Source organism: Stenotrophomonas sp. STEN021 (assembly GCF_056760175.1).
This window is the reverse complement of the sequence record NZ_JBRREH010000018.1, coordinates 16,177-41,093: the sequence shown is the minus strand read 5'-3', so window position 1 is coordinate 41,093 and position 24,917 is coordinate 16,177. Positions and strand designations below refer to the sequence as shown.

Genomic DNA, 24,917 nt, shown 5'->3' with positions numbered 1-24,917 from the left:
CGAACTAGACTATCAAGTCAAGCACTCTAGACAAAAGCCGGGCAATTTCTTTCTGAACGGTCTAGTTTTGATTCAGGCCCCAACCCCGCCCAACAAAAACCCGCCGGGCGGCGGGTCAGGAGATCGGACTGAACTGGACTCAGAAGCCGGCGCTCAGCTCCGACATTTTGCTGTGCGGGAACCGCTGCCGCAGGTGGCTTGCCTGCTCGGCGGCGCTGGCCAGGCTGTAGGCGCGATGCAGGACCCTGCAGATCGAGCTGGCGATACTCTGCGAATCCTCAAGATCCTTGGCTGCAGCAATCGTTTGCAGAGCAAGGCCGGATAGCTCTTGGACGCGCGCGATCAGCTCAGCGTGCAGCATGGTTGGGCCGTTCTCGAAGATATCGAGCGCCAGGGCATCGAACTTTGTGCGCATGGCAGAGTAGGTCACAGGACACCGCCGACGATATGGGATGCCCTATCGTCCTGCCGCACCGGCTCCGGAGCCATCGCCGCACCCCGCTGCGCGGCGTAGGGATTTCCCTACGAAAAACCCCGCTCGAGCGGGGCTTGGTTGCCAGCTAGTCAGGTGCGCTTGATCAGGATCAGCGATTCTTCTGAGGCACCTTGGTCAGGGTGACGCTCCCATTGCTCACGCGTAGATGAAAAGAGACGGTCTTTGGAGGCTGCGCTACCGTGGTCTTCCCAGCCTGTCCATTGGCCTCGGGTGCCATGATGCGGTGCGGCACACCTGCTACATAGGGCGCACTTTGGCAGTTGAGGTGGTTACGCGTCATGGTTGTATCCCACATGGTGGTGGATGATTTCTGGTTCATTCAAGAAAGCAAAAGGCATGCCACGCCGCATGAGGCCAATTCTTGTACGGCCGCCAACCGTCGGAATCCCTATGGCGAACTTCTGTATAGCAGATTCAGCGTTAACCAGTGTTGATACAAGATCCACTGCCGACTGAACGGGGAGGTTTGCCCAGTCCATTGGAGGGGCACCTCTAAGCCAGGGCAGCTCAGTCGGGGCCTCCGTGGTGATTTGCGCTTCGAATGGCTCTGGAATATCCACGCCCTGTTGGCGTAAGCGATCCAGCACCTGAAGCACCACCGCCTCCCTTTGATGCTCCAATGCCGTAGCGATTTCCCTGCTAAGGGCGCCTTCCGCGTTTGGGCTAATGCCATTGACCAGGCTCGCAATGGCGTCCGCTTGCCCCGCCCATGATGCGCCGCAATGGGGCGAACCTGGAAACTGCTCGAACATGAACTCGTTTGCGATGCTTACCCGGAAAACCTTCGTATATTCGTCCTTGGGGCCGTAGCCAGAAACAAGAAACTGAAGATCGCTAAAGAACCGTCGCATCGGCTCATCAACTTCCGAGAAACCGACTGCAAGCTCCCAGAGTGGGCGCACGTAGGCCACAAAGTCTTCGATGACCTCTAATGCGTTTTCGTAGGCCTTACCAGAAGCTTTGGCGTGCCGCCGGAATTTAGCAGCAATCTCGGCAATCACCACGCCGTTTAGCGTTCCCAGTCCTGAAGTTGTAGCTGCCACGGAGCATTCAATATCGTCTTCCGCGCCAGCTTCGAACAGGACAAACATCTTCTGGACGCCGCCCATCACGTTGGTGGGGGTGAGTACAAAATTCTCATCCGAGTAGACAAGTAGTGGGCGCCCACTTCCGTCAAACATCATGTTTCCGTCAGCATCGCGTGCCAGTGCGTCTGGTGTTCGGAATGGGAAATAGGCCCGCTCAACGGCACTGGAAAGCGAATCGCAACCGAGCACCACGCCGTGATAAGTGGCAACTACAACGTTCGTTGTCATTAATTCCCCCTGTAAATCCGTTTAATCAGCCCAACCACCTATCCAGTGGACACGGCCAACGACCGTGATCGGGTGCTTCTTCGAGTCCATAGCCTTCGGCTTCTTCCAGTTGTGGTCGCCAGCTGGGTTGTCGCTGGCGAAGTACACGCCTGTATCAAGCACCATGGCCCGCTTCACGTAGTACTCGGGGTTGGCCATGCCATCCACCTGGATGACGTAAAGCACGCCGTCTGCGACGCGTGTGTCGCTGGTATCGAACAGGATGGCGTCGCCATCCTCGATGGCCGGCTCCATGCTGTCGCCCTTGCCGTAGTAGACGGCCAACGGCCGGTTCAAGATGCCGCGCCTGCGTAGGCTGGACTTCTTGAACTTCAGGCTGTGCGTCTCGGCGTAGTCCACAGCCTCCGATCCAGCAGCACCAAGGCCAACGGCCTGCGAGTAGCCGATCACGTCCGTATAGTCGTCGTCATTGGCTGCATGGGTGGTCTGCACCTCCATCGGACCTTTGCCGTACTGAATCCATTCCCCGCTGACTCCAAGGACTCGACTCAGCTTGTCGATGGTGGTGGCGCGGATCTTGTCGGCCTTTGTGGTGCCGTCGAGGATGAAGTACACGCCGGCCTTGCTGAGCACCTTTTTGGCGATCAGGTCGGAAGGGGTCATTCCTCGAAGTTCGAGGGCGCGCTTAACGCGTTCAGCCATAGTGTCCATAGAACTAGAAAAATAGGCTGAATTCAGGCTAGAGCGCTTGACAGTAAAGTCTAGATAACTAGACTCAGCGGTCATGGACATGACCAAAGCTGCGGTGAAAGCCGCCCTCAAGATTGAAACGGATGCCGGACTGGCTGCGCTGCTTGGGATTGGGCGCTGGGCGGTTGGGCAGTGGCCCGCAGACAAAGCAATTCCGGAGGCTCGCCAGTGGCAGCTTCAGGCCATGCGGCCCGACCTTTTTACCCCAGCCCCCGCGAAGGAGGCTGCAGATGCCGCTTAATCGCCGCCGCGCGCTACCAGTGCGTGTATGGGCTGCCATACGAAGCGCGTGGTCAATTTTCTGGTCAGCAGAAAGCAGCCACGAAGCCAAATTCCAAGAACTGTTGCGCCAGATATCCCAGCAAGCCCAAGAAGAGCGGCGCTCTGAGATTGAGCAAGTTGTCGAAGCGCACCTGCGGCGTCTTGGGGTGATACCTGCCACCACCACAGAGCAAGCCCCAAAAGGGCTGCGTGGAGATTCCAAATGATCAGCCAGTCCACAAGCACCGAGAGGCGCTTTACCAGCAGCAATGTCATTTGCTCTGAATTCATTGGCAAATCGTACTCGACCCCAGCCCCCGAAGGGGAGGCGGCCTGAGATGGCCGGCAAGCATGCTCGCCTTGTCGGGAAGATCGTTTTGGCTGAGTGGGAAGACTCCACGATGCCGCACGGCTGGATTCGTGGCGAACCGGAGACGGACGTGCTGCGCTGCAAATCGGCAGGGCTGCTCATGGCCGTGTCCACGGATGTGGTGACGATTGCAGGGAGCTGGGGGCCGGAAGCCGACCCCCAGCGGGCCGGGGAGATAACCATTCCTCGGCGTGCCCTCTTGTCGCTGAGGGAATTGCTGTGAGGCGGCTTACTTCTTCTTCGGCTTGTTCGGCGCTTGCGTCAGGGCTGAGCCTGCCACCGATTTCTGTGCCGGCGTGCTTTTCGGGTTGCTCAGGATCGCCGACGCCTTCGATGCGACGGTGGGACTGGTCTTTTCGTTCTTTGCCATTACGACATTCCTTGAACTTCGCGGTGAATTCCGCGCTGCCGATCATATCCATTTCAGCGCCCCGGGAACGGCACAACGACGCCGGGCAGGGTGGGGCGCTCCCGTTTTCGCGGCTCTACAAGTCGCGCTTTCACCCGATCACCACGGCGGCTGATCACGTAGATCCGGCCGCACATCCGCTGAAGCGTCACGACGTTCGGCGCGTTCGTTCTTCCTGAATCCACTGGCTCGGTCCTTCGGGGCTGAGCCTTTATTTCGCCCTCCGGGCGTTGATCAAAGCGAATCAATCATGACAACCCAGCTTGATCTACCCATGCGTGGACACCCGACCAGCGTTGACCTGGCCGACGTGGCACGCCAGCAAAACTGGGGCGCGGTGCTGACGTACTGCGCCAGCAAGAGCGGCCTGCAGGACAAGGCCATCGCGGCCGAGATCGGCATGCAGGACGCCGTGTGGTCCCGTTGCAAGACCGGCACCAACTCGCCCAGCGGCGAGCAGCTGGTGCGCCTGATGCTCCGTTGCGGCAATTCTGCACCGCTGTCCTGGCTCCTGATTCAGATGGGCCTGGACCCAGCCAGCGTTCGCCCGCTGGAGTCGGAGACCGAGCGCAAGGTGCGGGAGCTGACCGAGCAGCTGGAGGCTGAGCGCACCCGCAGCAAGATCCTGTCCGAAGCACTGACGGGGAGGACTGCGGCATGAGCAACCGTAGCGATGAATTGCGTGAAGAGCGGATAGCGGTGCTGGCGCAGCTTGTACGAGAGGCGCAGGCCGCTGGCGATAAGGCGGAAACACGCCGGTTGTATGACGAATACAAGGCAGCCGCACTGGCCAGGTCGCCCGAGCAGGTCGCGCTCTTGGAGGCTGAACTTCACCAGCGAATTTTTGGGGGTGACCAATGAGCACGATGGTCATGTCCCTCTGCTGGCCGCTGCAGATGCCTCCAACGCCCAAGGCAGTACTGGTATCGCTGGCCGACAACGCCAACGATCAGGGCGTGGCCTGGCCGTCGCTGACGAAAATCTGTGAGCGCACCTGTTTTGGCAGGACGGCAGTGATCGCCGCCATCCGCTGGCTGGAGGATGAGGGCCTGGTTGTTGCGGACCGGAGCAATGGTCGGCACACGTCCTACACGGTCGATCTGAATGCGGTAAACCAGTTCGCCTCCCGAACCAGTCCACCTGCCGAACCAGTCCGCCTCCCGGACTCAAACCAGTCCGCCTCGCGAACCAACCAGTCCGCCTCGCGAACCATACCAGTCCGCCAGGCGGACACTAACCGTCATAAACCATCAAGAACCGTCAGAAGCAACCGTCATAGTGCGGCAGTGGAGGAGGCCATCAAATTGCTTCCGGGTCTGCCTGCTGACCTGGTTTCCGACTTCGTGGCAGTCCGGAAGGAAAAGAAACTCCCGCTGACGGGAACAGCGGTTGCAGGCCTGGAACGCGAGGCGGGCAAAGCTGGGTTGTCGCTGGAATCCGCGATCCGCCTGTGCTGCGAACGTGGCTGGGCAGCGATTCGCGCTGACTGGCTTGCACGCGAGGGCGGGCAGCGTAGCTCCCAGCAGTCGCTGTCCGACTCGGCTCACGATGGCCGGGAGATGCTCTGATGGCCGTGCCACGCGAACATTTCCAGCGCGACCGCTCCCTGCCGACAGCCATCGAGTCTGAGCAGTACGTGCTCGGCGGCTGCATGAACTACCCCGAGGCCATTGGACGCGCAAACCTGGAGCCGGGCGACTTTTTCCGCCGCGACCATGCGGTGCTGTGGGGCGAGATGCTGAAGCTCGAAGCCAGCGGCAAGCCGTGCGATTCCATTTACCTCGGCGAGTGGTTGGTGGCGCAAGGGCTTGGCAACCGCATGGACGGCGCTTACCTGATCGAGCTGCAGTCCAACGGCTACACCGTTGCCAGCGTTTCCGAGCACGCCGCGCTGATCCGCGAACGGGCGGCCATGCGGCGCGCTATCGACATCAGCGACACCCTGATCGGCAAGTGCATGAACCCGGAAGGCGAGGAATCCGTAACGATTCTGGATGACGCCATCCGCGAGCTGATGCAGCTGACCAAGACCCGCATGGGCTACGAGCACACGCTGGAGCAAGCGCTCGGTGAGGCTTGGCGCGATGCCGAGGACGCCTATGCGCACAAGGGCGAGGTGCGTGGTGTGCCGTATGGCTTCACCCGGCTGGACAAGCGGCTGGGTGGCTCCCATGGGGGCGATCTGATCTTCATCGGCGCTCGCCCCTCGATGGGCAAGACCGCCTTGCTGGTGAACTGCGCCTTCCACCAGGGCGGCATCGGCATCCCGGTGGGAATCATATCTGGCGAGCAGTCGGCCAGGCAGTTGGCGTCGCGCGGTATCTCGGGCGAATCAGGTGTGGCTGCCGAGAAGCTGCGCAGTGGCGACTTCACCGCCGAGGAATGGCCGCAGCTCAGCGCCGGCATGCGTAAGCTCATCGGCCGCAGTGTTTTCATCTACGACCGCAGTGCACCGACGTTGGATGAGGTTGTCCGCACTATCCGCCGTTGGAAGCAGGAGCACGGCATCCGCATTGCGTGGGTGGACTACCTGCAGCGCATCCGCGTGCCGCGGTCAAACAGCCGGGCCGAGGAAGTGGGCGAGGTGGCCCGCACCCTGAAGACGCTGGCGCGGGATCTGGATATTCCTGTCGTGGTGCTGGCGCAGGTCAAGGCTGACGTGGACACCCGCAACGGCAGTAAGCGGCCGAACTTGGGTGACATCGCAAACAGTGACGAGGCCACGCGAGAAGCGGACATCATCGCGTTCCTGTACCGCCATTGCGTCTACGACCGCGAAAACGGCGATCCAACCAAGGCTGAGCTCAACGTCGAGAAGAATCGGCACGGGCCTTGCGGCGGTTTCGGCCTCGGTTTCGACGGCAAGACCATGCGCTTCCTTGATCCAGAGCTGCAGCCTGAGCACCTGGACCAGCCGCCGGCACCGCGCCGCGCGCGCAGCGTTCCCGTCCACACCACCGCAGCATCGGCAAGGGCGGGTGACGACCAATGACCCCCTTCATCCTCAACACCAGCAACGCACGCGAACGCATGATCGAGGTGTGGCGCTTCGCCTGCCAGTTCATCGATGCCGGCAAGGCGGTCCGCGTCGACGTCAAGGAATGCAAGTCCACCCGCAGCCTGGAGCAGAACGCCATGCTGCACGCGATCTGCGAGGACATCGCACGTCAGCGGCAGTGGGCCGGGCGCTGGATCGACAAAGAGGGCTGGAAGCGTCTGCTGGTCGACGCATGGGCGCGCAGCGAGAACCGGCAGCAGGGTGACCTTGTCCCATCGCTGGACGGCGCCAGTGTCGTGAACCTGGCCGTGCAGACCCGGACCATGTCCATCGGCGACATGGCTGACCTGATCACCTTTGCCCAGGCGTGGGCCATCGACAACGATGTGAGGCTGCGGGACGTCGCACCGGTGCGCGATCAACAGATGGCCGAGGAAGTCAGGAGGGTTGCGTGATGGACGTCATCAAGAAGCGCGCGCTAGAGCTGCTGAAGGCAATGTGCCTGCTGCCCATTCGCGCGGGCCAGGAGGCAGAGATTGCCCTGATCGTTGTGGCCCTGAAGCCGCAATGGCAGCCCATCTCTACTGCGCCGAGGGACGGGACGTTGATTTTGCTCGGTCGCGCCGGCGATGAGGCCGACGACCGCATGCCGATCAGCACCCCCGGCCGATGGTTCGAGGGTTATGAGGATGGCTCGGACTACATGGGGCACGACGACGGCTTTATGGACGTTGAGTTTCAGGAGTTCAGCTGCCCTCGCACGTTCGGCGCTGAAAGCTACCGGACCAATGGGTTCCAGCCTACTCACTGGCTGCCGATGCCACCGCCGCCGGAGGTGGAGTGATGCGCACCAAGAACGCCAAGGCCATCACCCCGGCCGAGTCTGCGCACATGGAGGCCGTGAAGTGGCTCCCCTGCAGCGTATGCGATGCCCCGCCGCCCAGTGACGCCCACCACATCAACCAGGGCCAGCACTACACGACCGTCGCGCTGTGCAAGGACTGCCACCAGGGCAGCTTCAACGGCTGGCACGGCCAGAAGCGCATGTGGACGGTCATGAAGATGGACGAACTCGCCGCGCTGAACGTGACCCTGCGCCGGCTCAATCAAGAACAGATCCCCTACAGCGGAGCCCACAAGTGAGCAGAGCCAACAAGATCGAGATCCATTCTGACGCACACAGTATTGGCGTCGTGTTTATGACAAGTGACGAGGAATATCCAGGCTGCAAGCTGATTATCAGCGGCTTTGGAAAGTCGATCTGGATTACTTTGCCGGAGATCGTGAAACCGTTCCGCTACAAGGTGCCGGCACCCTCATGGGACGCGGCGACTGTGCAGCGCCTTGGTCGCGATTGGTACTGGAAGATTGAGCGCCGCAGGTTCGGAATTCAGCTGAACTTTGGCGATCACCTCAACTTGCACTACGGTCGTGACGACATCAATTCCGAGAATCCGAAGAGGATCTCCTGCTTCCTGCCTTGGAAGCAGTGGGAGCATGTTCGCCATAGCGGCTACGGTTTGGCGGGGGAATGGCTGATCGACTTCGCTAAGGATCTTCGACGCTCGCTCGATGAGCGGGATGCGGTTCCGAGGGCATCGTTTCAGTTCGCTGACTTCGATGGCGAGGTGATTCGGGCTGATTGCCGTATAGAGGAACGGGAGTGGCAGAAGGGAATCAAGTGGTTTCGCTGGCTACGCCACTTCGTCGCCCCGCAGGTAAAGCGCTGCTTGGAGATCGAGTTCAGCTCTGAGGTTGGGTCCCGCAAGGGATCATGGAAGGGCGGGATGGTCGGTCACAGCACTGAACTGAAAGCCGGTGAGTTGCACGAACAGGCCTTCCGTCGCTACTGCGGGGAGCAAAAGCTGCGGTACATCGGCCCAGTTGAGGAGGCGGCATGATCACCCTGATCCTTCCGTACCCGATCAGCGCCAAGTTCGGACGACTGACGGTTTTGGAGCGAAGCCAGAACGATCGGTTCGGCCGTACGCAGTGGCTCTGCCTGTGTGAGTGCGGGAAAAAGCACGTCGCCGCGCTGTTCCGTCTCACAAGTGGACACACAACCTCATGTGGCTGCGCACGTGGAAAGCGACCGACCCACGGCATGCGCAGAACTAAGACCCACAACAGCTGGTGCGCGATGAAGGCGCGTTGCTCAAACCCGAAGGCTGATGAGTACGCGCGCTATGGCGGCAAGGGCGTGAGGGTGTGTGAACGCTGGGCAGCATTCGAGAATTTTCTAGAAGACATGGGCGTGCGTCCTGAGGGGATGACGTTGGATCGGATCGATGGCAATGGAAATTACGAGCCGTCCAATTGCCGTTGGGCAACACATCGGGAGCAGCGAATGAACCAGGAGCGTATGAAATGATCATGCTTGTGCTGCCTTACCCGATTTCAAGTAATCGCTATTGGGCCACGCGAGTGATCCCCAAGAAGCCGAGGCCGCTGGCCATGACCTATGTGACCGATGAGGCCAAGCAGTACAAGGCCGCCGTGGCAGCCATCGCTCGCGCCGCCGGCATCCGTCAGCCGCACGCCGGGCGGGTACACCTGACCATCCGCCTGTATCCGCACCGGCCGCAGGACTGGGCGAAGCGCGCACGCAAGGACCCGTACACCTGGGACGACACGGTCCAGTGCATCGATCTGGGCAACTGCGAGAAGGTGCTCTCCGATGCCCTCAACGGCGTGGCCTGGGTGGACGACAAGAAGCACCGCCGCATCCTGCAGGAGCGGATGGAACCGGACGAGAAGGGCGCGCGGGTCGAGGTCGAGATCAAGTTCATCGCCGCTGCACCGTCGCTGCTGGATGGAGCTGCCGCTTGAGCACCGACCGCATGTGGAAGCGCTACAAGGCCCGGGTGCGCCGCCTGGGCCGGTGCTCGGTGTGCCAGTTTCGGGAGCTGACGGACGGGGCGTTCCATTGCAAGAAGCAGCCGGACCGGCAGGGCGCCTGCGCGATAGACAACAAGCTGCCGGCGTTCCGGCTGGACGATGACGTGTTCGAGGAGCTGCGCGATGCGCAATGAAGATCCAATGGTGCTGGCGCTGCGCGCATGGGGGCATGCCCAAGCCAACCGCTACGCGCTGTCCCACGCAGACCGCAGCGTGCACGTCCTCGACAAGGCGAGGGGCTTTGCCCCTGGCACCAAGGAACGGGCGCTGCGGCATCTGGTTGGGCGGGACGGCTCCGGCCGTCGGCAGTTCATGGCCAGGCGCAGCGGGGTGGATGCGATGCACATCCTGCCGACGTGGGCGGTGGATCCGATCCGGTCGACCAATAATGCCGACCAGCCGCACGACAACCCGGAGATCGCGGTGGACGTGGGCATTCCCGACAACCTGCGCTGGGTGGAGTCAGCGATTGCGGCGATGATGCGGCAGAACCCGCTGCGAGGGCTGATCGTGCACACCGAGTACACCGTGTCGGCCAGTCAGGCGGTCAAGGCGCGGATGGTTGCGGAGAAGTACGGCGGGGCGCTGACGCTGCGGCAATACCGGTACGAGCTGGCCAAAGGAGTTGAATGGGCGCGAGGTGCACAGGCCGCCGCCGCTTGACAGTGACGTCACCGAATGGTCTGATTCTGCGACTGTCAATAAATGTCTCCGAAGCCCTGGCCTAAAGCCGGGGCTTCTTCGTTTCCGGAGAACGAAATGCTTCCAACCGCCCGACAAATTGAGCTGGCGGTGGGTTGCCATGCTTCCACTGCTGCGCGCTGGGAATGGCCGCTGCGGGATGCCTGCAGCGCTTTCGAGATCGTCACCCCTAAGCGCCTTGCAGCCTTCTTGGCCCAACTTGGGCATGAGTCCGCGAGCCTGACCCGGGTGGTGGAGAACCTGAATTACTCGGCCTCTGGCCTGTTGGCGACGTGGCCCAACAGGGTCACCCGTGCTGAGGCAGAGGCCATGGCACGCAAGCCAGAGCTGATCGCCAACCACGTCTATGCCAACCGCATGGGCAATGGAGACAAGGCCAGCGGCGACGGCTGGCGGTTTCGCGGACGGGGGCCGATCCAGAACACCGGCCGGGCGAACTACGCAGCCATCCGCGACGAGTTGCGGGAGATGGGGCGGCAGGTGCCGGACTTCGAACTGTCTCCGGACCTGCTTGCTGACCCGAAGTGGGGCGCATTCGCCGCCGGGGCGTTCTGGGCGGCTCGCGGCCTCAACGACCTGGCCGACGTTGGCGACTTCCGGAAGATCACCACCCGCATCAACGGCGGACAGAACGGCGCGGCTGATCGCAATGCTCGGTACGCGGCGGCCCTGAAGGTGTTCGCTTGATGGATATGACCGGTACCGACGTGGCGGCTGGTGGCGCCATTGCCCTGCTTGGGAAGTTCCTGTGGGACCGGTTCGTGTCGACAGAGGGGCGGAACTACAACGCGCTCGTCCAGCAACAGGCGGATCGAATGAACGCGCAAGAGACCCGCCTGCAGGCCCTTGAGTCCGGCCTGGACGAAGAACGCCGCGAGCGTCGGTCAGCAGAGTCCAAGGTCTACGAGCTGACCATGAGGATCATGCGGCTGGAGTTCGAGCTGAAGAAGCATCACATCGAGGTGCCCCAGTGATCACCCGCGCGCACATCCTCGCCGGCATTGGCCTGTTCCTCGCCGGCTGCCTGCTGGGCCGCGAGTGGCGTGACCGCTCCGCCGACTTGGCCGAGAGCCGGCAGGAGGCCAAAGCGCTGGCCGGGCAGGTGGAGGCAGTGCAGGTCGCTCGGGCCGTCGAGCAATCCCAGGGCCAGGCACTGGCCACTATCGGAGCTAAGCATGAAGAAGACCGGGAAGCGGCCGAGGCCGTCCCTGCTGCTGTTGTTGCTGATCTGCGCAATGGCAATGTCCGCCTGCGGCAAGAGTGGGCCGGCTGTGAAACCCGATTACTGTCCCAGGCCGTCGCCAGCACCGTCGAACGTGATGCGCTTGCCGCAAGCAGAGAAGAGGCTGCGGGCCGAATTGTTCGAATCGGCCGAGACGCCGACGACCAGCTCGCAGCCTGCCAAGCCGTGATCAAGGCTGACAGGGGGCTGTAATGGGTCGGCCGAGCAAGTACAGCCAGAAGCTGGCGGACGATATCTGCGAGCAGCTGGCCAATGGCAAGAGCCTGCGGACGATATGTTCCACGGCAAAGATGCCGAACCGTTCCACGGTGTTCCGTTGGCTGGCAGAGAACGAGACCTTCCGCGACCAGTACGCGCACGCAAGGGACGAGCAGGCTGACACGCTGGCCGACGAGATCATCGACATTGCCGATACGGCGGTGATCGGCGAGAAGGTCAAGAAGGACGCGAAGGGCAAGGTGGTCGAGCGCACGACCGGCGACATGGTTGAGCGCTCCCGCCTGCGCATCGATGCCCGCAAGTGGTACGCCGGCAAGCTGCGGCCCAAGAAGTACGGCGACAAGGTGCAGCAGGAAGTCAGCGGCCCAGGCGGCGGCCCCATCGAATCGTCTGTCACGGTAGTGGAGCGGCGCATTGTCCGTCCTGCAGATCGAGACAGCTGAGGTATTCGAGCCGCTACTGCAGCCAGCGCGCTACAAGGGCGCATGGGGTGGGCGAGGCTCTGGCAAGTCGCACTTCTTCGCCGGCCTACTGCTGGAAGACTCGCTGGCAACCCCGGGGGCTTCGGGTGGCGAGGGCTTGCGGTCGATCTGCATCCGCGAGGTGCAGAAGGATCTGGCGCAGTCGTCCAAGGCGCTTCTGGAAGCCAAGCTGTCGCACTACAAGCTCGGCCAGGCACAGGGGTTCAAGGTCTATCGCGACCTGATCCAGACGCCTGGCGACGGGCTGATCATCTTCAAGGGCATGAACGACTACACCGCCGATTCGGTGAAGTCGCTGGAAGGCTACAAGCGGGCATGGTGGGAGGAAGCACAGACGGCCACGGCTCGCTCGCTGAGCCTGCTTCGCCCGACGCTTCGCGCCACTGGCTCGGAGCTGTGGTTCAGCTGGAACCCGCGCCGCAAGACTGACCCGCTGGACGTGCTGCTACGAGGCAAGGAGGTTCCAACCGGCTCATCGGTGGTGCGGGCCAACTGGCAGGACAACCCATGGTTCACCGCTGAGCTGGAGCAGGAGCGGCTGGACACGCTGCGCATCGAGCCGGATCAGTACGGGCACATTTGGAATGGCGACTATGTCACCACGCTGAGTGGCGCCTATTACGCCGAGGCACTGGCAAAGGCCAAGGACGAGAACCGCATCGGCTTCCTCGCCGCCGACCCGCTGATGACAACCCGGGCTTACTGGGACATCGGCGGCACCGGCGCCAAAGCTGATGCCTGCGCTATCTGGATCGTCCAGTTCATCGGGCGGGAAATCCGGGTGCTGCGGTATTACGAGGCCGTTGGCCAGCCGCTTGCGGTCCACATTGAGTGGCTGCGGCGTAACGGCTACGAGCGCGCCCAGTGCGTTCTGCCGCACGACGGCGCCAACCACGACAAGGTCTATTCGGTCAGCTATGAGAGCGCGCTGCGAGCCGCTGAGTTCGATGTGCGGGTGATCCCAAACATGGGCGCAGGCGCTGCCATGACGCGCATCGAGACGACCCGGCGCGTGATGCCTTCGGTTCGTTTCGATGCCGATGGCACCGAGGCTGGCCGCGATGCCCTCGGCTGGTATCACGAGAAGCGGGATGAGAAGCGCGGTATCGGCCTCGGCCCGAACCACGACTGGGCGAGCCATGGCGCCGACGCCTTCGGGCTAATGGCGGTGGACTTCCAGAGCACCAATCACGACGCACCCGACCTGTCGGCGCTGCTGTCCTACACGACGGATTACTGATGGCAAATGAGCGCGACAATCAGCTGACGGAAATGCGCCGCCGGTACGCGCTTGCCTGCGATGCCGTGTCCACGTCCTATGAAGAGGCCGAGGCAGACCGCCGTTTCGTCAATGTGCCGGGCGAGCAGTGGGACCAGAAACTAAAGGCACGCCGCGGCGACCGCCCGACCTATGAGTTTCCGAAGCTGGAGACGCACTGCCGCCAAGTCATCAACGAGATGCGCCAGGGCCGGCCGCAGGGCAAGGTTCGGGGCATGGAAGAGTCCGACAAGGGCCTCGCCGAGCTGATGAACGGCATTTGCCGCGACATCGAGGCGCGCAGCAATGCAGATCAGGCTTACGACATCGCCTATGAGTGCGCGGTTGAGGGCGGGCTGGGGCACTGGCGCATCGTCACTGACTACCGCAGTCAGGATGATTTTGAGCTGGATATCTTTGTCAAACCGATCCGCAACCCGTTCTCTGTGAAGTGGGATCCGGCGTCGATTGAGCTGGACCGGTCCGATGCCGGGTACTGCTTCGTTGAAGATCTAATTAGTAAAGCATCATTTGAGCGCCAGTACCCGAATGCAGACATAGCAAGTTGGGAGTCGGACAAGGACTGCGAGAAGTTCCGCGAGAAGGACCAGATCAAGGTCTGCGAGTACTTCGAGAAGCGCCCCAGCAAGCGCACGCTGATCCAGTTGGACGACGGTCGTGTGCTGTATGCCGACGAGCTGGGCGAGGATTGGGAGGCTTTTCTGGCTGCACAGGGCCGTCAGGTGCTGCGGCAGCGCGAGGTCGACAGCCACAAGATCTTCTCCCGCCTGACCAATGGCTACGAGTGGCTGACCGACGACTACGAATGGCCCACCAAGCACATTCCGATCATCCCGGCCTGGGGCCACATCCGCTGCATCGACGGTGAGGACAAGTGGAAGGGCATGGTCCGGTCCAACAAGGATCAGCAGCGCCTGCACAACGTCCATCGGACCGCTGCCATTGAGGCGGTGGCGAAGGCTCCGAAGGCCCCGTTCTTGGTCAAGCTGTCGTGGATCAAGGGTCTGGAATCGTTCTGGAAGAAGGCAAACAGCGAGGACTACCCGTATTTGCCAGTCAACGACGATGCGCAGCAGATGCCGCAGCGCGCCGGCCAGGCTGAAATCCCGGCTGCGTTGATTCAGCTGGCTTCGCTCGATAACGAGGACATCAAGGCCAGCACCGGCCAGTTCAACGCCAGCCTTGGCGCTACGTCGAATGAGACGAGCGGCCGGGCAATCAACGCCCGCAAGCAGCAGGGCGCCACGGCGACGTTCAATTACACCGACAATCTGGCCTACTCGATCCGTCGTACCTACGTGATCCTGTGCGACATGATTCCTCGGGTCTACGACACCAAACGGGTCGTTCGCGTACTGGGCGAGGATGGCGGCGAGAAGTGGAAGACGCTGTATGAGGAAGTGGCTGGTCCGAACGGACAGCCGGTTGTGCTGAACGACATTTCCAAGGGTAAGTACGACATTGCAGTCACTGTCGGCCCCAGCTATGCAACGCAACGGATGGAAACGGCGGACATGATGTCGCAGCTGCTGGCGCAGATCGGCCCGGCATTCCCGCCGATAGCTCCGATCCTGGCGGGCTATATCGTTAAGTCGATGGATGGACCTGGTGCTGAAGAGCTGGGCGAGCAGGTCCGCAAGCTGATGGTGGCGCAAGGTCTGATGGAGCCGGAAGAAGGCGACCAGCCTCCGCAACCTCAGCAGCCGAACCCGAAGGACGTGGCCGCAGCGCAGAAGGACGAGGCGACCGTCGGCAAGCTGCAGGCTGAAACCGAGTCCATCCAAATCGACAACGCGGGCAAGGTGGCTATGCTGCAAGGCCCGCCAATGCCTGACCCGATGATGATTTCCGAACAGCCGCCGCAAGGCGGTTTTTCTTTGGGCGGTGATCCGCTCCCCATGGGCTTGCCCCAACCGTAACGGCCCGGCTGGCCGATCCACAGAGGTTGTGATGACTGACGAAACGAACACCCCTGAACAGGGTGGCGGCGAAGCTTCGCCGCAGCAGAACCCGAAGCCCGCCTACGTTGATGACGTGACGGATGTGCAGCCGGCCCAGCCTGCTACCTCTGCAGCGCCGGCCGGTGACGAGGGGAAGAAGCGCAACCGAACGCGCGACTACATTCAGGGCCTGCAGAAGCGGGCCGGCGAGGTTGATACCTTGCGCGCGGAACTGGAGCAGCTGAAAAGCCGCTTCAAGGAGCCGGCGCCGAAGGAACCAAAGCCCGAAGACTTCGACTTCGACCCGCATGCATATGCTCGGGCCGTATCGAAGTGGGATCGCGAGCAGGAACGAGCCACCGAGCAGGAAACCGAATCAAAGAGGGCTGAAGCCCAGAAGCAGCATGAGGTTGTCGCGGCGTACCAACAGCGCGCCGCTGAATTTGCGAACGACCACGAGGACTTCTTCGAGGTTGTGAGCGCTATCCCTCCCGAACTGCTGCCGCAAGAGCTTCAGGCCGCGATCATGCAGCACCCCAAGGGTGCCGAGATCGCCTACCAGCTCGCCTCCAACGAGGACGAGTTGTTCAACCTCGCGGCCATGCGCCCCGAGTTGATGGCACGCGCAGTCGAACGCTATGCGTCGCGCATGAGTGAAGCGCCAGAGGGTGCGCCGGCCACGCCGGAAGTACCTGCACTCGCACAAGCATCCATCAAACCCATCACTCAGGCCCCGGCACCTGCGCCGCGCGTCCAAGGTCGAGCTGTGGCCGAAGTACCGGCCGAGAAGCTGACCGATGACGAGTGGTTCAAGCGCGAACGTGATCGCGAACAGCAGCAGCGCCGCAGCTGAAAAATCGAGGTAATACCAAATGCCAAATGTAATTCTGACTCACAAGATGATCGCCCGCGAGGCGGCCAAGATGCTGGAAGAGGAGGCCCCCTTCCTCGCGAACGTCAACAAGGGCCGGCAGGAAGAATTCGGCGAGGCCGTCAACGGCTACAAGAAGGGCGACAGCGTCGATATCGAAGTCCCGCGCGCGGGCGTCGTGTTCGATGGTGTGGTGTTTGCTGGCGGCGGCGCTGCAACCGATGTGATCCAGGACAAGGTGCCGATCAAGCTCGACACCCAGAAGCACATCGGCATCAAGTTCGGTTCCAAGGAGAAGAAGCTCGACCTGACCGACTTCAAGGAGCGAATCCTGCGGCCGCAGATCCGCACCCTGTCCTCGGTGGTGGAAGCCGACCTGATCCGCCGCGCAGTGATTGCCACCCCCAACCTGGTCGGCACCCCGGGCAGCGCCATCAGCACCATGAAGACGTTTGCCGAGGCCCGCGCTGTCCTGCAGCGTTTCCTCGCCCCGTCCGGTGATCGGAACCAGCTGATCAGCTCGGAAATCAACGTCAACCTGACGGACGAGGCCCGCAAGCTGTTCAACCCGCAGGCGACCAACAGCAAGGCGTTCATCGAAGGCTCGCTGGGCCGCGCCATGGGTGCGGATTTCTACGAGCACCAGAGCGTCCCGGTGATCACCAACGGAGCTGCTGCAACGGTGACCGTGGCTGGCGCGAACCAGACTGGCAATGTGCTGGCTATCGCGGCCACGACCACCGGCTTCAAGGCAGGCCAGGTGTTCACCATCGCAGGCGTGTTCGCCGTGCACCCGCTGACTGGCGAGAACAGCGGCAAGCTGCAGCAGTTCACCGTGCTGGCTGATGCTGCCAGCACCACGCTGACGATCTACCCGGCAATCATCCCGACCGGCCCGGGCAAGAACGTCACCGCCTCGCCGGCCAACAGTGCAGCCCTGACGTTGGCTGGCGCGGCCAGTACCGGATACCGCCAGTCCCTGATGTTCCACAAGGACGCGTTCACAGTGGCGGCGGCACCGCTGGGCGTCATCGCCGGCTGCGAGGGCTATACCGCCCGCCTGCCGAACGGTCTGAGCGTGCGCGTGATGACCGGTGGCGACTTCATCAACGACCTGGAAAACACCCGCATCGACGTGCTCTACGGCTTCGCTGCGGTTCGTGGCCTCCACGCCTGCCGCGTCACCGAGTAACCAATCGAGGGGCCGGGTTCGCTCGGCCCCTCTGCCCAAAGGAGGGCTCATGGAATTCCCGAAGATGATTTACCTCGGCGGCGAGCATGGCGCCGAGCACCGCATCGTGGCCGATCAGGCTGAGCAGGACGCAGCCAAGGAGAAAGGCTTCCTGCCGGTCGGCACCGCCCTGGAAGGCAAGCCGTCTGGTGACGAGAAAGCCGAGCTGTTCGCTCAGCTGGACGCGGCCGGCATCGAGTACAAGAAGACCTGGGGCATCGAACGCCTGCGCACCGCCCTGGAAGGCAAGCCGGAATGACTGCCACCGCCATCATCATCCGTGGCGCGCTAGGCCTGTTGCGCGTCGTAGACGCCAACGAGGCGCCCGAGGCCGAGGACTTCGCTGATGGCGTCCGCGCGCTCAATGCGATGATGGCGGCGTGGGCAATCGACGGCTGGGAGCTTGGCTGGGTTCCGGTTTCCTCGCCAGATGACGTGGTCGCTTCACCGGTTTGGGCGGACGAGGCGCTGACATACAACCTGGCAGTGCGCCTGCGCCCGCACTACGGTGCTGCGCTGGACCCGGACGTGGTGGCCATGGCGCGCACCGGCATGGCCACCATATCGGCCTACATCGCCCGCAAGGTCGAGGGAGAGAAGCATCCTCGGGTCAGCTACTGCGATCTGCCGGTCGGAACCGGTCAGCGCTGGCGTGGCCGCTGCTTCAAGTGCGACGGAGAGTGCCAATGCCCCTCACCTCCGTAAACCTGCTGGCAGGCTTCAACCGCGACGACTCTCCGGCGTGGTCTGTGCAGGACGTGTGCAACTTCCTGCCGGTGGTCGCTGATCAGCCGGGGACGAAGACGCAGTTCAAGCTGCGCACGCCACCGGGACTGAAGCCGTATCAGCGTATTGGTCCGGGTCCGATTCGGGGCGCGCACAACGCCGAGGGCCGTCTGTTCGTTGTCTCTGGGCAGACGCTGTACGAGGTAAGTGCAAAAGGTATCGGCATCCCGCGCGGCACGGTTCCCGGCGTTGGCCGCGTGCGCATGGCGCACAACCAGATCAAGAACGGCAACCAGATCGCCATCGCAAATGGCCAGTCGGGCTATATCTACAGCACCGTGACGCAGGCGTTCACGCGCATCACAGATGACGGCTTCCCGGGCGCGGTCGATGTCGTCTTCATCAATGGCTACCTGTTCTGGATCGAGCCTTTCGGTCGGTACTGGCTGCCCTCTGATCTTGCCGACGGCCTGAGCTACAACACGCTGGACCGTGGCGAGGCAGAGAGCCAGCCTGATCGGATCGTTGGCGTGGCCGTCAGCCAGGGCGATGTCCTGCTGTTCGGCGAGCGCACGACCGAGTTCTACCGGAACACCGGCCAGGCTACAGGGACGTTCCAGTCCACCGGGACGACCATCGATGTCGGCTGCGCTTCGCTGCAGACCATCCAGAACCTCGACAACTCAGTCATGTGGCTGGGCAACGACGGGGTGATCTATCGGCTGGACGGACTGCGAGCTGCTCCGATCAGTACTCGGGCCATTGAAAAGGCCATCGCCAAATCCGACTGGAAGAACGCCTTCGCGTTCACCTGGGAGGACGAAGGCCACAAGGTCTACTACATCACCTTCCCCGATGGCGAAACCTACGGCTACGACGTGGTGGTTGGCCTGTGGCACCGTCGGCAGTCGTTCGGACTCAAGCGCTGGCGGCTGAATACCGTCACGTCGTGGGGGCGGAAGTGGGTTGGCGGCGACTTCCAGGACGGGCGGTTGTGGCTTCTGGACTGGGACTACGTGCTGGAGGGCGACGACGAGCTTATTGCCACCTACACCTCCGCCGAGGTCAGCGACAGCGGCAACCGCATCGGCATCCCCGAGATGGAGTTGCTGTTCGATGTTGGACGCGAACCGAGTGCTGCCGTGACTTTCCCCGGCCAGCCTGATGGCCCTTCGATCAGTGGCGATGCTCCTGACGCGATCATTGGTGGCGAATCCCCACCGTATGCGTCGTACCAATACGTGGTATCGAGCGGAACAACTTGGTCGACCAGCTTAAGGTCTGGATCAATCCCGCCCGGCCTCGCGCTTTCACGCGATGGGGTTCTGTCAGGGCAGCCCACAAAAGTGGGCAGCTATTCCTTCGTAGTACGAGTGACGGACGCAAATGGGCTATACGCTGATCTGGCCGACTCAATCTTCGTGGACTACGGCGAAGTGATAGGGCAGGTGAGCGAATGGAAATACCTGCAGCTGCCGTCATCCGACACAACTGACTATAGCGGCGCAGATCTCGATGACAGCGGGTGGCTGGTAGGGGAGACGCCTTTCGCGAATCTGCCGGGCCACCCGTACGCCGAGTCAGTGGGGTGGCCGCCGATCAAGAACACGAACTGGGACGAGAACACCCGCCTTTGGTTGCGTGCCGAGTTCACCATGACCGACTTGGTCGACCTCTTGTTCTACGTGTTCGTGGATAACTTCGCGACGGTTTGGGTCAATGGCACTCAAGTGATGGAGAGGACCGGATCAAGCACTACGCCGAGCGGTCCAGTCTTCAACCACGAGGTGCAAATCAGCTCCTCGCACCTGGTGGTAGGCCAGAACACAATCGCCGTGCTTGGAGAGGATATGGGCGTCTATTCCTACATGGCTTGCCGAATCGCGAAGGATTCCGACAGTGACTGATCACCACGTCCTCGTTCGCTACAGCAAAGACGGCGGGCGCAACTGGTCGAACTGGAAGAAGCGCTCTCTAGGGGCAATCGGTGAGTATCAGCGCCGCGTGCGCGTTACTCGGCTTGGCGAAGGCTATCGCTTGGTGTTCCAGATACAGATATCCAGCCCGGTAAAGCGGGATCTACTGGGCGCGAGCCTGCGCATAGAGCCGAGGGGCTGACGATGCTGATAGATCAAATGAAGGGATTGCCAGAAATCCTGGCGGGCCATGCGGAGCCGTGCGCGCCCGCAATGCCGACGCACGACCAGCTACGCGAGCTTGAGCGCTTGATGCTTGAGCATGGCGAGCCAGTCGGCATGACGCTGGAGCATCACTTTGCGGATGGCGTGTACGGGCGCGAGCTGTTCGTGCCCGCTGGGTCGCTGATCACCGGGAAGATCCACCGCCACAGCACGCTGAATGTGCTTGTTCAGGGCGACATTACTGTCACGACGCCCGAGGGGCTGAAGCGGATTCAAGCCCCCGCAGTGTTCGTCTCCGCGCCCGGAACCAAGAAGGTGGGATTCGCCCACACCGACGTTCGCTGGTTGAACGTCCATCCCACGAAGCTGAAAGACCTTGCCTCAATCGAGGCCAAATTCATCGTGCCGGAAGCCCCGCACGCACTACAGGAGGAACGCACATGTCTTGGGTAGCAGTCGGTGTTGGCGGGGCGACCCTGATCAAGGGCGTAATGGACAACAGAGCGGCAGGCAAGGCTGCAAGCGCTTCCCAGAAGGGATATGACGCCGCGACGGAAGAACAGCGCCGCCAGTACGATCTGAGCCGCGCCGATCAGCAGCCGTGGCTGCAGGCTGGCGGAAACGCGCTGGCCCGGCTGGAGAGTGCCAGCAATGGCAACTTTGAGAGCTTCACCCAGTCGCCCGGCTACCAGTTCAGCGTCGCCCAGCAGATGCAGGGGCTGGACCGTAGTGCTGCGGCGCGCGGTGGACTGTACTCCGGCGGTGCTGACGCCGACCGCATGAAGTATGCAAATGGCCTCGCTTCGCAGGAATACAACAACTGGTGGAACCAGCAGGCGAGCTTGGCCGGTGTCGGCCAGACGGCGGCAAGTGGCCTCGCCAGCCTTGGGCAGAACTATGCCAACAACGTGAGCAACAACCTGATCGGCGCTGCCAATTCCCGCGCCTCCGCATATGGGGCCAAAGCCGACGCATGGGGTAATGCCCTGACCGGCGTAGCGGGTGCAAACGGCTACGGCTACGGCAACAATTGGGGGCGCAAATGAACATTCTGGCAGGCTTCCTTGAAGGGCAGCGCGCAGGCATCGCCAACCGCGAGTACCGCACCGAGCAGGCAAACAAGTCGCGGCTTTCAGAGCTGGCCCCGCAGATCATGGCTGGCGATCCGAACGCCTATTCGCAGGCTGTGGCTATCGACCCCAAGGCAGCGCAGGGCTATCAGGACGCGGGTGATGCCCAACTGCGCAAGCTGCAGGGATTCATCAAGTACGTGGATGGCACGAGGGCGACCGGCAACGCTGCTGCGGTGCGAGCGGCCTTGCAGCAGGGTGGACCCTTCATCCAGCAGCTGACTGGCAAGCCGGCTCCTACGGACTGGACGCCGGACATGGACGAGGGCTGGGAGCAGCTGAAGGCCAAGGTATCGCTTGCTGGTCCGGGGGCGGCGGGCGGCGATCCCCAGCAGTTCACCCTCGGCCCCGGCTCCAAGCGATTCGACGCATCCGGCAACGTGGTTGCTGAAGTTCCCTTTGCTCCTGCGAACGGGAACCTTGTCGATGTCCCAGATGGCATGGGCGGGAAAATGCAGATGGTGTGGGATCCGCGCACCCGGCAGCTGAGCCCGCTCCCTCAAGTAGGCGGCGGCCAGAGTTATGAGGATGGGACTCCGGTCAATGTAACCAGAGGCACTGGCCCGGATGGCACGCCATTCAACTTTGATCCGGACATGCCCGCCGCTGACCGTGCATCCGCAATGGCAGATATGGCTAGTGGCGGGGCGTTGAGCAATGTCACGCTGCCCTCAGTGGACGTAACGCCGCAGCAGTTTGGCGCATCTCGCCCTGGATACACGCCTCCGAAAGAGCGTGATGCTCCGAGTGGGTACAGTTGGAGTGATGGTTCATTGGTGCCGATCCCTGGCGGGCCTGCAGATCGGAAAGCAAACCCAACCGCTGCCGATCAGGCGCAAGGCGAAATGGGGATGCGCAAGGAGCTGGCGGCCAAGTTGAAGGATGACCGTAGCGTCCTGTCGATGTTCCAGAACGTGCAGGGCGCTGCATCTGACCCCAGTGCGGCTGGCGATCTTTCCATGATCTTTGCGTTCATGAAGATGCTAGACCCGGGGTCGGTAGTCCGGGAGCAGGAGTTCGCCAATGCTCAGAATGCTGCAGGCGTTCCGGATCGTGTCCAGAACATGTGGAACCGCGCACTGAAGGGTGAGCGCCTCAATCCAAACCAACGCGCTGACTTCCTGGCGCAGGCCAGAGGTCTTGCCTCGGCTGCACAGGGTCGAGTGACCGCAGCGGCACGGGAGTATCAGGGCATTGCCGATCAGTACGGCTACGACCCAACGCGGGCCACAGGGTTGGCGGACTTCCGCGGCGTTACAGGGACGGCTAGTACCGGATCATCCCCGCAGGTTGCTCGTCCGAACTCGGAAGCTGACTTCAACGCGCTCCCCACTGGCGCGCTCTACATCGACCCGGACGACGGTCGTACCTACCGCAAGAGGTAATCAATGGCTCGCTTCGATGGAATTCCGGTGGATGAGCCGGTGCGTAAGCCGCGCTTCGGTGGCGGGGAGTTGGTCGGGGAGGCTGTAGCGCAGCCTGCAGCCCCCTCCCCATCTCAGGGAGCAGCGCCCACGCGAGAGCGAGGGTGGTTCGACAGTGTGATCGACCTCGCCAGCGGCCCGAAGCCACTGCAGGGTAACAACGTGGAAGAGTTGAGGGCGGACTATCAGTCGCGCTCTCCCGCCCTGCGTGCAGCCTTGGGTACTGGCCGGTTCGTGGACAGCAACATCCGAGGCATTGCACAGCTGACTGGCACTGCTGACCAGCTGCGTGACGATCAGGCCAAGATTCCATACCAGACCTTCGACAAGGTTGCTGAGGGGGATTTGGCGACCGCAGCGGGTCGACACGTCCCCGAGCTGGCTGCGATAGCTGTTCCCAGTTCCAAGATTGCCGCGCTCCCGCGCGTCGCTCAGCGCCTGGCTGCTGGTGCCGGGCTCGGCGCGGCAGTAGGCGGAATCAAGGAGGCGGATTCCGCGCAGCAGCGGCTTGTGAATGCCGGCGTCGGAGGCGCTCTAGGCGCAGCAGGCGAGGGCGTAGCTACCGGTCTTCGTGCACTTGCGAGGCCTGTGTCGGAGGGGGTCGCGTCGATCTACAACTCCGCAAAGAAGTTCGGAGTTGAGCTAACCCCGGCGCAGCTGACCAACAGCCAGTTCATGCGTCGCGCTCAAAACTTACTGCAAAGCATGCCCCTGTCTGGTGGCCGACAGGCTTGGGAGCGACAGGTAGATCAATTCAACACTGCCGTATCTAGAGAGTTTGGCGAGAACGCCCCGAAGATCACCCCCGAAATATTCGCTAGGGCGAAGTCCCGAATCGGGACGGAGTTCGACCAACTGTCGGCGCGCTCCACCTTAAATGTGACTGATGGTCTTATGGACCGACTGGGTTCTATCCAGCAAGAGGCAGCAGCATTCGCAGATGAGGGGACTGTCAGGGCGGTTGGTAGCGCGATTGACCGCGTGCTGAGGCAGTCCGTGGATGGGAAGCTGCCAGGGCCAGCCTATAAGTCACTGGACAGTCAGCTTGGCAAGATCATGGCAAACGGGGGTGAGAAATCTGCGTTCGTCGCCGAAGTCCGCGATGCCATCAGAGAAGCGATGGATGAGTCCATTACTCCGGCCATGCGTGAGGCATGGCGTACTGCGAGGAGTCAGTACCGTGCGCTGAAGACCGTGGAGCCGTTGGTAGCAAAGAGTGCTGATGGCGCGCTTTCGCCTGCTCTACTTATGGGGCGCGTAACGGCTGACAAGGCTGGGAAATCCGCGATGGCGTCAGGCCGAGGAGGGAACCTCAGTGAGTTGGCGCGGGTCGGGCAAGCGATGAAGGCTCCTGGCAGTTCTGGGACTTTTGAAAATAGCTTGGCTGCGCAGCTGGCGAACCCTTTTTTATATCCCGTGCTAGGACTCCGCACGTTGATTGGAGCAACGGCAGGCAGAGCCGCAAACAGCAACTTACTCGCCAGCCTTATGGGGAATCAGCAGACCCGGGTGGCCGCCACCAACGGGCTAGCTACGCTCGCTAGGCCCGGTGCTATCACTTCCGCTTCCCTGGTCACTCCGGAGGTCGGGAAGCGCAAGCGGCTGGACAACAGTCGCTGAGGTGTAACGCGGTCCTTTAGCTGCTTGCTTAGCTGCCTTGCGGGACGCTTTCTCTGCCAGCCTGCGGTCGCGCTTCTCTTCATACTCAGCGATGCGTCGGTCGTCGTAGTCGCCGATCTTCTTGATAAGGGGTTTTAGTAGCCACGCCAGGGTGGGGGCGGTCACAAGGGCAAGGGCTGTTGTCCAGTGCATCACTTCTCCTTGTTGTGCTTATGGGGCATCTAGCGGGATAGGTCGAATTTTGGTTTGGTCATGATCAGAACCCTGGATGGCCTTCAGTGAACGCACGGCATCCCTCAATGAATGATTGAGAGTTCCCGGTGCATTGGGATGGATCGGAGATCCCCCGATTGCGCGCCCACTCGTAACCCGCGCGATGACCGCTACAGTCGGATGTGCAGGTGTAACTGG

35 protein-coding genes are annotated in these 24,917 nt (G+C 62.1%); 30 read left to right on the top strand and 5 right to left on the bottom strand.

Translation table 11 applies throughout. The annotated features are described in order from the left end of the window. Positions 1 to 139: 139 nt before the first annotated feature. The 3 genes from ACVOL0_RS05905 to ACVOL0_RS05895 all read right to left on the bottom strand — a co-directional run bounded on the left by ACVOL0_RS05905 (position 140) and on the right by ACVOL0_RS05895 (position 2,475). Complete coding sequence (locus ACVOL0_RS05905; RefSeq protein WP_481548304.1) at positions 140 to 430, bottom strand: hypothetical protein; 291 nt, start codon at positions 428 to 430, stop codon at positions 140 to 142. 335 nt (positions 431 to 765) lie between these two features. Next, complete coding sequence (locus ACVOL0_RS05900; RefSeq protein ID WP_481548303.1) at positions 766 to 1,812, bottom strand: hypothetical protein; 1,047 nt, start codon at positions 1,810 to 1,812, stop codon at positions 766 to 768. 21 nt (positions 1,813 to 1,833) lie between these two features. Then, entirely contained in the window at positions 1,834 to 2,475 is a 642-nt protein-coding gene (locus tag ACVOL0_RS05895) for a S24 family peptidase (RefSeq protein ID WP_481548302.1), read from the bottom strand. Positions 2,476 to 2,596: 121 nt separating this feature from the next. Between ACVOL0_RS05895 and ACVOL0_RS05890 the strand changes: the two genes are divergently transcribed. Further along, complete coding sequence (locus ACVOL0_RS05890) at positions 2,597 to 2,803, top strand: hypothetical protein (RefSeq protein ID WP_481548301.1); 207 nt, start codon at positions 2,597 to 2,599, stop codon at positions 2,801 to 2,803. On the opposite strand, the gene ACVOL0_RS05885 is transcribed toward ACVOL0_RS05890, so the two are convergent. After that, positions 2,800 to 3,114 carry a hypothetical protein gene (locus tag ACVOL0_RS05885; RefSeq protein ID WP_481548300.1) on the bottom strand — a complete coding sequence of 105 codons (315 nt, stop codon included), beginning with the start codon at positions 3,112 to 3,114 and terminating at the stop codon, positions 2,800 to 2,802. The two genes, ACVOL0_RS05890 and ACVOL0_RS05885, sit on opposite strands and share 4 nt — an antisense overlap. Positions 3,115 to 3,161: 47 nt before the next feature. On the opposite strand from ACVOL0_RS05885, the gene ACVOL0_RS05880 reads away from it, so the two are divergent. After that, a complete protein-coding gene (locus tag ACVOL0_RS05880; protein ID WP_481548299.1) occupies positions 3,162 to 3,416 on the top strand; it encodes a hypothetical protein in 255 nt (84 codons plus the stop codon). 6 nt (positions 3,417 to 3,422) lie between these two features. Here ACVOL0_RS05880 and ACVOL0_RS05875 read toward each other — a convergent pair whose 3' ends face one another. After that, positions 3,423 to 3,563, bottom strand: coding sequence for a hypothetical protein (locus ACVOL0_RS05875; protein WP_481548298.1), 141 nt, complete (start codon positions 3,561 to 3,563; stop codon positions 3,423 to 3,425). A gap of 289 nt (positions 3,564 to 3,852) precedes the next feature. Here ACVOL0_RS05875 and ACVOL0_RS05870 point away from each other — a divergent pair, with 289 nt between their 5' ends. From ACVOL0_RS05870 to ACVOL0_RS05735, 28 genes are all read left to right on the top strand, one after another. Then, positions 3,853 to 4,263 (top strand): phage regulatory CII family protein, encoded by a 411-nt coding sequence (locus ACVOL0_RS05870; protein WP_481548297.1) that lies wholly within the window; start codon positions 3,853 to 3,855, stop codon positions 4,261 to 4,263. Continuing rightward, positions 4,260 to 4,463: a hypothetical protein gene (locus ACVOL0_RS05865; RefSeq protein ID WP_481548296.1), complete on the top strand. Its 204-nt coding sequence runs from the start codon at positions 4,260 to 4,262 to the stop codon at positions 4,461 to 4,463. The genes ACVOL0_RS05870 and ACVOL0_RS05865 overlap by 4 nt, the downstream gene beginning before the upstream one ends. Beyond that, positions 4,460 to 5,170 (top strand): helix-turn-helix domain-containing protein, encoded by a 711-nt coding sequence (locus ACVOL0_RS05860; protein ID WP_481548295.1) that lies wholly within the window; start codon positions 4,460 to 4,462, stop codon positions 5,168 to 5,170. Before ACVOL0_RS05865 ends, ACVOL0_RS05860 begins: the two co-directional genes overlap by 4 nt. After that, positions 5,170 to 6,594, top strand: coding sequence for a replicative DNA helicase (locus ACVOL0_RS05855; protein ID WP_481548294.1), 1,425 nt, complete (start codon positions 5,170 to 5,172; stop codon positions 6,592 to 6,594). Before ACVOL0_RS05860 ends, ACVOL0_RS05855 begins: the two co-directional genes overlap by 1 nt. Then, on the top strand, positions 6,591 to 7,055 hold the full coding sequence (locus ACVOL0_RS05850) for a recombination protein NinB (protein WP_481548293.1): 465 nt from the start codon (positions 6,591 to 6,593) through the stop codon (positions 7,053 to 7,055). The genes ACVOL0_RS05855 and ACVOL0_RS05850 overlap by 4 nt, the downstream gene beginning before the upstream one ends. Then, the gene (locus ACVOL0_RS05845; protein ID WP_481548292.1) at positions 7,055 to 7,444 is read left to right on the top strand and encodes a DUF551 domain-containing protein; all 390 of its coding nucleotides are present in this window, start codon (positions 7,055 to 7,057) and stop codon (positions 7,442 to 7,444) included. Before ACVOL0_RS05850 ends, ACVOL0_RS05845 begins: the two co-directional genes overlap by 1 nt. After that, on the top strand, positions 7,444 to 7,743 hold the full coding sequence (locus tag ACVOL0_RS05840) for a hypothetical protein (RefSeq protein ID WP_481548291.1): 300 nt from the start codon (positions 7,444 to 7,446) through the stop codon (positions 7,741 to 7,743). The genes ACVOL0_RS05845 and ACVOL0_RS05840 overlap by 1 nt, the downstream gene beginning before the upstream one ends. Beyond that, positions 7,740 to 8,501 (top strand): hypothetical protein, encoded by a 762-nt coding sequence (locus ACVOL0_RS05835; RefSeq protein WP_481548290.1) that lies wholly within the window; start codon positions 7,740 to 7,742, stop codon positions 8,499 to 8,501. Before ACVOL0_RS05840 ends, ACVOL0_RS05835 begins: the two co-directional genes overlap by 4 nt. Next, positions 8,498 to 8,971 carry a hypothetical protein gene (locus ACVOL0_RS05830; RefSeq protein ID WP_481512526.1) on the top strand — a complete coding sequence of 158 codons (474 nt, stop codon included), beginning with the start codon at positions 8,498 to 8,500 and terminating at the stop codon, positions 8,969 to 8,971. The genes ACVOL0_RS05835 and ACVOL0_RS05830 overlap by 4 nt, the downstream gene beginning before the upstream one ends. Then, entirely contained in the window at positions 8,968 to 9,429 is a 462-nt protein-coding gene (locus tag ACVOL0_RS05825) for a RusA family crossover junction endodeoxyribonuclease (protein ID WP_481548289.1), read from the top strand. The genes ACVOL0_RS05830 and ACVOL0_RS05825 overlap by 4 nt, the downstream gene beginning before the upstream one ends. Then, positions 9,426 to 9,632, top strand: coding sequence for a hypothetical protein (locus ACVOL0_RS05820; protein WP_481548288.1), 207 nt, complete (start codon positions 9,426 to 9,428; stop codon positions 9,630 to 9,632). The genes ACVOL0_RS05825 and ACVOL0_RS05820 overlap by 4 nt, the downstream gene beginning before the upstream one ends. Continuing rightward, positions 9,622 to 10,161 carry a hypothetical protein gene (locus ACVOL0_RS05815; protein ID WP_481548287.1) on the top strand — a complete coding sequence of 180 codons (540 nt, stop codon included), beginning with the start codon at positions 9,622 to 9,624 and terminating at the stop codon, positions 10,159 to 10,161. The genes ACVOL0_RS05820 and ACVOL0_RS05815 overlap by 11 nt, the downstream gene beginning before the upstream one ends. A 96-nt stretch (positions 10,162 to 10,257) precedes the next feature. Then, positions 10,258 to 10,887 carry a glycoside hydrolase family 19 protein gene (locus ACVOL0_RS05810; RefSeq protein WP_481548286.1) on the top strand — a complete coding sequence of 210 codons (630 nt, stop codon included), beginning with the start codon at positions 10,258 to 10,260 and terminating at the stop codon, positions 10,885 to 10,887. After that, positions 10,887 to 11,174 (top strand): hypothetical protein, encoded by a 288-nt coding sequence (locus tag ACVOL0_RS05805; RefSeq protein ID WP_481548285.1) that lies wholly within the window; start codon positions 10,887 to 10,889, stop codon positions 11,172 to 11,174. The genes ACVOL0_RS05810 and ACVOL0_RS05805 overlap by 1 nt, the downstream gene beginning before the upstream one ends. Further along, the gene (locus ACVOL0_RS05800) at positions 11,171 to 11,635 is read left to right on the top strand and encodes a lysis system i-spanin subunit Rz (RefSeq protein ID WP_481548284.1); all 465 of its coding nucleotides are present in this window, start codon (positions 11,171 to 11,173) and stop codon (positions 11,633 to 11,635) included. Before ACVOL0_RS05805 ends, ACVOL0_RS05800 begins: the two co-directional genes overlap by 4 nt. Continuing rightward, the gene (locus tag ACVOL0_RS05795; RefSeq protein WP_481548283.1) at positions 11,635 to 12,105 is read left to right on the top strand and encodes a terminase small subunit-like protein; all 471 of its coding nucleotides are present in this window, start codon (positions 11,635 to 11,637) and stop codon (positions 12,103 to 12,105) included. The genes ACVOL0_RS05800 and ACVOL0_RS05795 overlap by 1 nt, the downstream gene beginning before the upstream one ends. After that, positions 12,077 to 13,384 carry a phage terminase large subunit gene (locus ACVOL0_RS05790; RefSeq protein ID WP_481548282.1) on the top strand — a complete coding sequence of 436 codons (1,308 nt, stop codon included), beginning with the start codon at positions 12,077 to 12,079 and terminating at the stop codon, positions 13,382 to 13,384. The genes ACVOL0_RS05795 and ACVOL0_RS05790 overlap by 29 nt, the downstream gene beginning before the upstream one ends. After that, the gene (locus ACVOL0_RS05785) at positions 13,384 to 15,342 is read left to right on the top strand and encodes a portal protein (RefSeq protein WP_481548281.1); all 1,959 of its coding nucleotides are present in this window, start codon (positions 13,384 to 13,386) and stop codon (positions 15,340 to 15,342) included. The genes ACVOL0_RS05790 and ACVOL0_RS05785 overlap by 1 nt, the downstream gene beginning before the upstream one ends. A gap of 31 nt (positions 15,343 to 15,373) precedes the next feature. Then, the gene (locus tag ACVOL0_RS05780; protein ID WP_481548280.1) at positions 15,374 to 16,216 is read left to right on the top strand and encodes a hypothetical protein; all 843 of its coding nucleotides are present in this window, start codon (positions 15,374 to 15,376) and stop codon (positions 16,214 to 16,216) included. Between the two features lie 19 nt (positions 16,217 to 16,235). Next, entirely contained in the window at positions 16,236 to 17,426 is a 1,191-nt protein-coding gene (locus ACVOL0_RS05775) for a P22 phage major capsid protein family protein (protein WP_481548279.1), read from the top strand. A 49-nt stretch (positions 17,427 to 17,475) separates the two neighbouring features. Next, on the top strand, positions 17,476 to 17,724 hold the full coding sequence (locus ACVOL0_RS05770; RefSeq protein ID WP_481548278.1) for a hypothetical protein: 249 nt from the start codon (positions 17,476 to 17,478) through the stop codon (positions 17,722 to 17,724). Next, entirely contained in the window at positions 17,721 to 18,170 is a 450-nt protein-coding gene (locus tag ACVOL0_RS05765) for a packaged DNA stabilization gp4 family protein (RefSeq protein WP_481548277.1), read from the top strand. Before ACVOL0_RS05770 ends, ACVOL0_RS05765 begins: the two co-directional genes overlap by 4 nt. Next, positions 18,152 to 20,098 carry a packaged DNA stabilization protein gene (locus tag ACVOL0_RS05760; protein ID WP_481548276.1) on the top strand — a complete coding sequence of 649 codons (1,947 nt, stop codon included), beginning with the start codon at positions 18,152 to 18,154 and terminating at the stop codon, positions 20,096 to 20,098. The genes ACVOL0_RS05765 and ACVOL0_RS05760 overlap by 19 nt, the downstream gene beginning before the upstream one ends. Next, positions 20,091 to 20,309 carry a hypothetical protein gene (locus tag ACVOL0_RS05755; protein WP_481548275.1) on the top strand — a complete coding sequence of 73 codons (219 nt, stop codon included), beginning with the start codon at positions 20,091 to 20,093 and terminating at the stop codon, positions 20,307 to 20,309. Before ACVOL0_RS05760 ends, ACVOL0_RS05755 begins: the two co-directional genes overlap by 8 nt. A gap of 17 nt (positions 20,310 to 20,326) precedes the next feature. Beyond that, a complete protein-coding gene (locus ACVOL0_RS05750) occupies positions 20,327 to 20,785 on the top strand; it encodes a hypothetical protein (RefSeq protein WP_481548274.1) in 459 nt (152 codons plus the stop codon). After that, positions 20,773 to 21,378 (top strand): hypothetical protein, encoded by a 606-nt coding sequence (locus ACVOL0_RS05745; RefSeq protein WP_481548273.1) that lies wholly within the window; start codon positions 20,773 to 20,775, stop codon positions 21,376 to 21,378. Before ACVOL0_RS05750 ends, ACVOL0_RS05745 begins: the two co-directional genes overlap by 13 nt. Beyond that, positions 21,375 to 22,847: a hypothetical protein gene (locus ACVOL0_RS05740; protein WP_481548272.1), complete on the top strand. Its 1,473-nt coding sequence runs from the start codon at positions 21,375 to 21,377 to the stop codon at positions 22,845 to 22,847. The genes ACVOL0_RS05745 and ACVOL0_RS05740 overlap by 4 nt, the downstream gene beginning before the upstream one ends. 156 nt (positions 22,848 to 23,003) lie before the next feature. Continuing rightward, positions 23,004 to 24,506, top strand: a complete 1,503-nt coding sequence (locus ACVOL0_RS05735; RefSeq protein WP_481548271.1) for a hypothetical protein — start codon at positions 23,004 to 23,006, stop codon at positions 24,504 to 24,506. The last annotated feature ends 411 nt before the right edge of the window (positions 24,507 to 24,917 follow it).

Bases quoted from the DNA above. Each gene is read 5' to 3' on its own strand.
- ACVOL0_RS05780 (WP_481548280.1), top strand. From the start codon at position 15,374: ATGACTGACGAAACGAACACCCCTGAACAGGGTGGCGGCGAAGCTTCG.
- ACVOL0_RS05880 (WP_481548299.1), top strand. From the start codon at position 3,162: ATGGCCGGCAAGCATGCTCGCCTTGTCGGGAAGATCGTTTTGGCTGAG.
- ACVOL0_RS05795 (WP_481548283.1), top strand. From the start codon at position 11,635: ATGGGTCGGCCGAGCAAGTACAGCCAGAAGCTGGCGGACGATATCTGC.
- ACVOL0_RS05750 (WP_481548274.1), top strand. From the start codon at position 20,327: ATGAAGGGATTGCCAGAAATCCTGGCGGGCCATGCGGAGCCGTGCGCG.
- ACVOL0_RS05825 (WP_481548289.1), top strand. From the start codon at position 8,968: ATGATCATGCTTGTGCTGCCTTACCCGATTTCAAGTAATCGCTATTGG.
- ACVOL0_RS05885 (WP_481548300.1), bottom strand. From the start codon at position 3,114: ATGAATTCAGAGCAAATGACATTGCTGCTGGTAAAGCGCCTCTCGGTG.
- ACVOL0_RS05785 (WP_481548281.1), top strand. From the start codon at position 13,384: ATGGCAAATGAGCGCGACAATCAGCTGACGGAAATGCGCCGCCGGTAC.
- ACVOL0_RS05760 (WP_481548276.1), top strand. From the start codon at position 18,152: ATGCCCCTCACCTCCGTAAACCTGCTGGCAGGCTTCAACCGCGACGAC.
- ACVOL0_RS05810 (WP_481548286.1), top strand. From the start codon at position 10,258: ATGCTTCCAACCGCCCGACAAATTGAGCTGGCGGTGGGTTGCCATGCT.
- ACVOL0_RS05830 (WP_481512526.1), top strand. From the start codon at position 8,498: ATGATCACCCTGATCCTTCCGTACCCGATCAGCGCCAAGTTCGGACGA.
- ACVOL0_RS05855 (WP_481548294.1), top strand. From the start codon at position 5,170: ATGGCCGTGCCACGCGAACATTTCCAGCGCGACCGCTCCCTGCCGACA.
- ACVOL0_RS05860 (WP_481548295.1), top strand. From the start codon at position 4,460: ATGAGCACGATGGTCATGTCCCTCTGCTGGCCGCTGCAGATGCCTCCA.
- ACVOL0_RS05870 (WP_481548297.1), top strand. From the start codon at position 3,853: ATGACAACCCAGCTTGATCTACCCATGCGTGGACACCCGACCAGCGTT.
- ACVOL0_RS05765 (WP_481548277.1), top strand. From the start codon at position 17,721: ATGACTGCCACCGCCATCATCATCCGTGGCGCGCTAGGCCTGTTGCGC.
- ACVOL0_RS05890 (WP_481548301.1), top strand. From the start codon at position 2,597: ATGGACATGACCAAAGCTGCGGTGAAAGCCGCCCTCAAGATTGAAACG.
- ACVOL0_RS05900 (WP_481548303.1), bottom strand. From the start codon at position 1,812: ATGACAACGAACGTTGTAGTTGCCACTTATCACGGCGTGGTGCTCGGT.
- ACVOL0_RS05740 (WP_481548272.1), top strand. From the start codon at position 21,375: ATGAACATTCTGGCAGGCTTCCTTGAAGGGCAGCGCGCAGGCATCGCC.
- ACVOL0_RS05770 (WP_481548278.1), top strand. From the start codon at position 17,476: ATGGAATTCCCGAAGATGATTTACCTCGGCGGCGAGCATGGCGCCGAG.
- ACVOL0_RS05745 (WP_481548273.1), top strand. From the start codon at position 20,773: ATGTCTTGGGTAGCAGTCGGTGTTGGCGGGGCGACCCTGATCAAGGGC.
- ACVOL0_RS05805 (WP_481548285.1), top strand. From the start codon at position 10,887: ATGGATATGACCGGTACCGACGTGGCGGCTGGTGGCGCCATTGCCCTG.
- ACVOL0_RS05875 (WP_481548298.1), bottom strand. From the start codon at position 3,563: ATGGCAAAGAACGAAAAGACCAGTCCCACCGTCGCATCGAAGGCGTCG.
- ACVOL0_RS05895 (WP_481548302.1), bottom strand. From the start codon at position 2,475: ATGACCCCTTCCGACCTGATCGCCAAAAAGGTGCTCAGCAAGGCCGGC.
- ACVOL0_RS05840 (WP_481548291.1), top strand. From the start codon at position 7,444: ATGCGCACCAAGAACGCCAAGGCCATCACCCCGGCCGAGTCTGCGCAC.
- ACVOL0_RS05845 (WP_481548292.1), top strand. From the start codon at position 7,055: ATGGACGTCATCAAGAAGCGCGCGCTAGAGCTGCTGAAGGCAATGTGC.
- ACVOL0_RS05865 (WP_481548296.1), top strand. From the start codon at position 4,260: ATGAGCAACCGTAGCGATGAATTGCGTGAAGAGCGGATAGCGGTGCTG.
- ACVOL0_RS05850 (WP_481548293.1), top strand. From the start codon at position 6,591: ATGACCCCCTTCATCCTCAACACCAGCAACGCACGCGAACGCATGATC.
- ACVOL0_RS05775 (WP_481548279.1), top strand. From the start codon at position 16,236: ATGCCAAATGTAATTCTGACTCACAAGATGATCGCCCGCGAGGCGGCC.
- ACVOL0_RS05815 (WP_481548287.1), top strand. From the start codon at position 9,622: ATGCGCAATGAAGATCCAATGGTGCTGGCGCTGCGCGCATGGGGGCAT.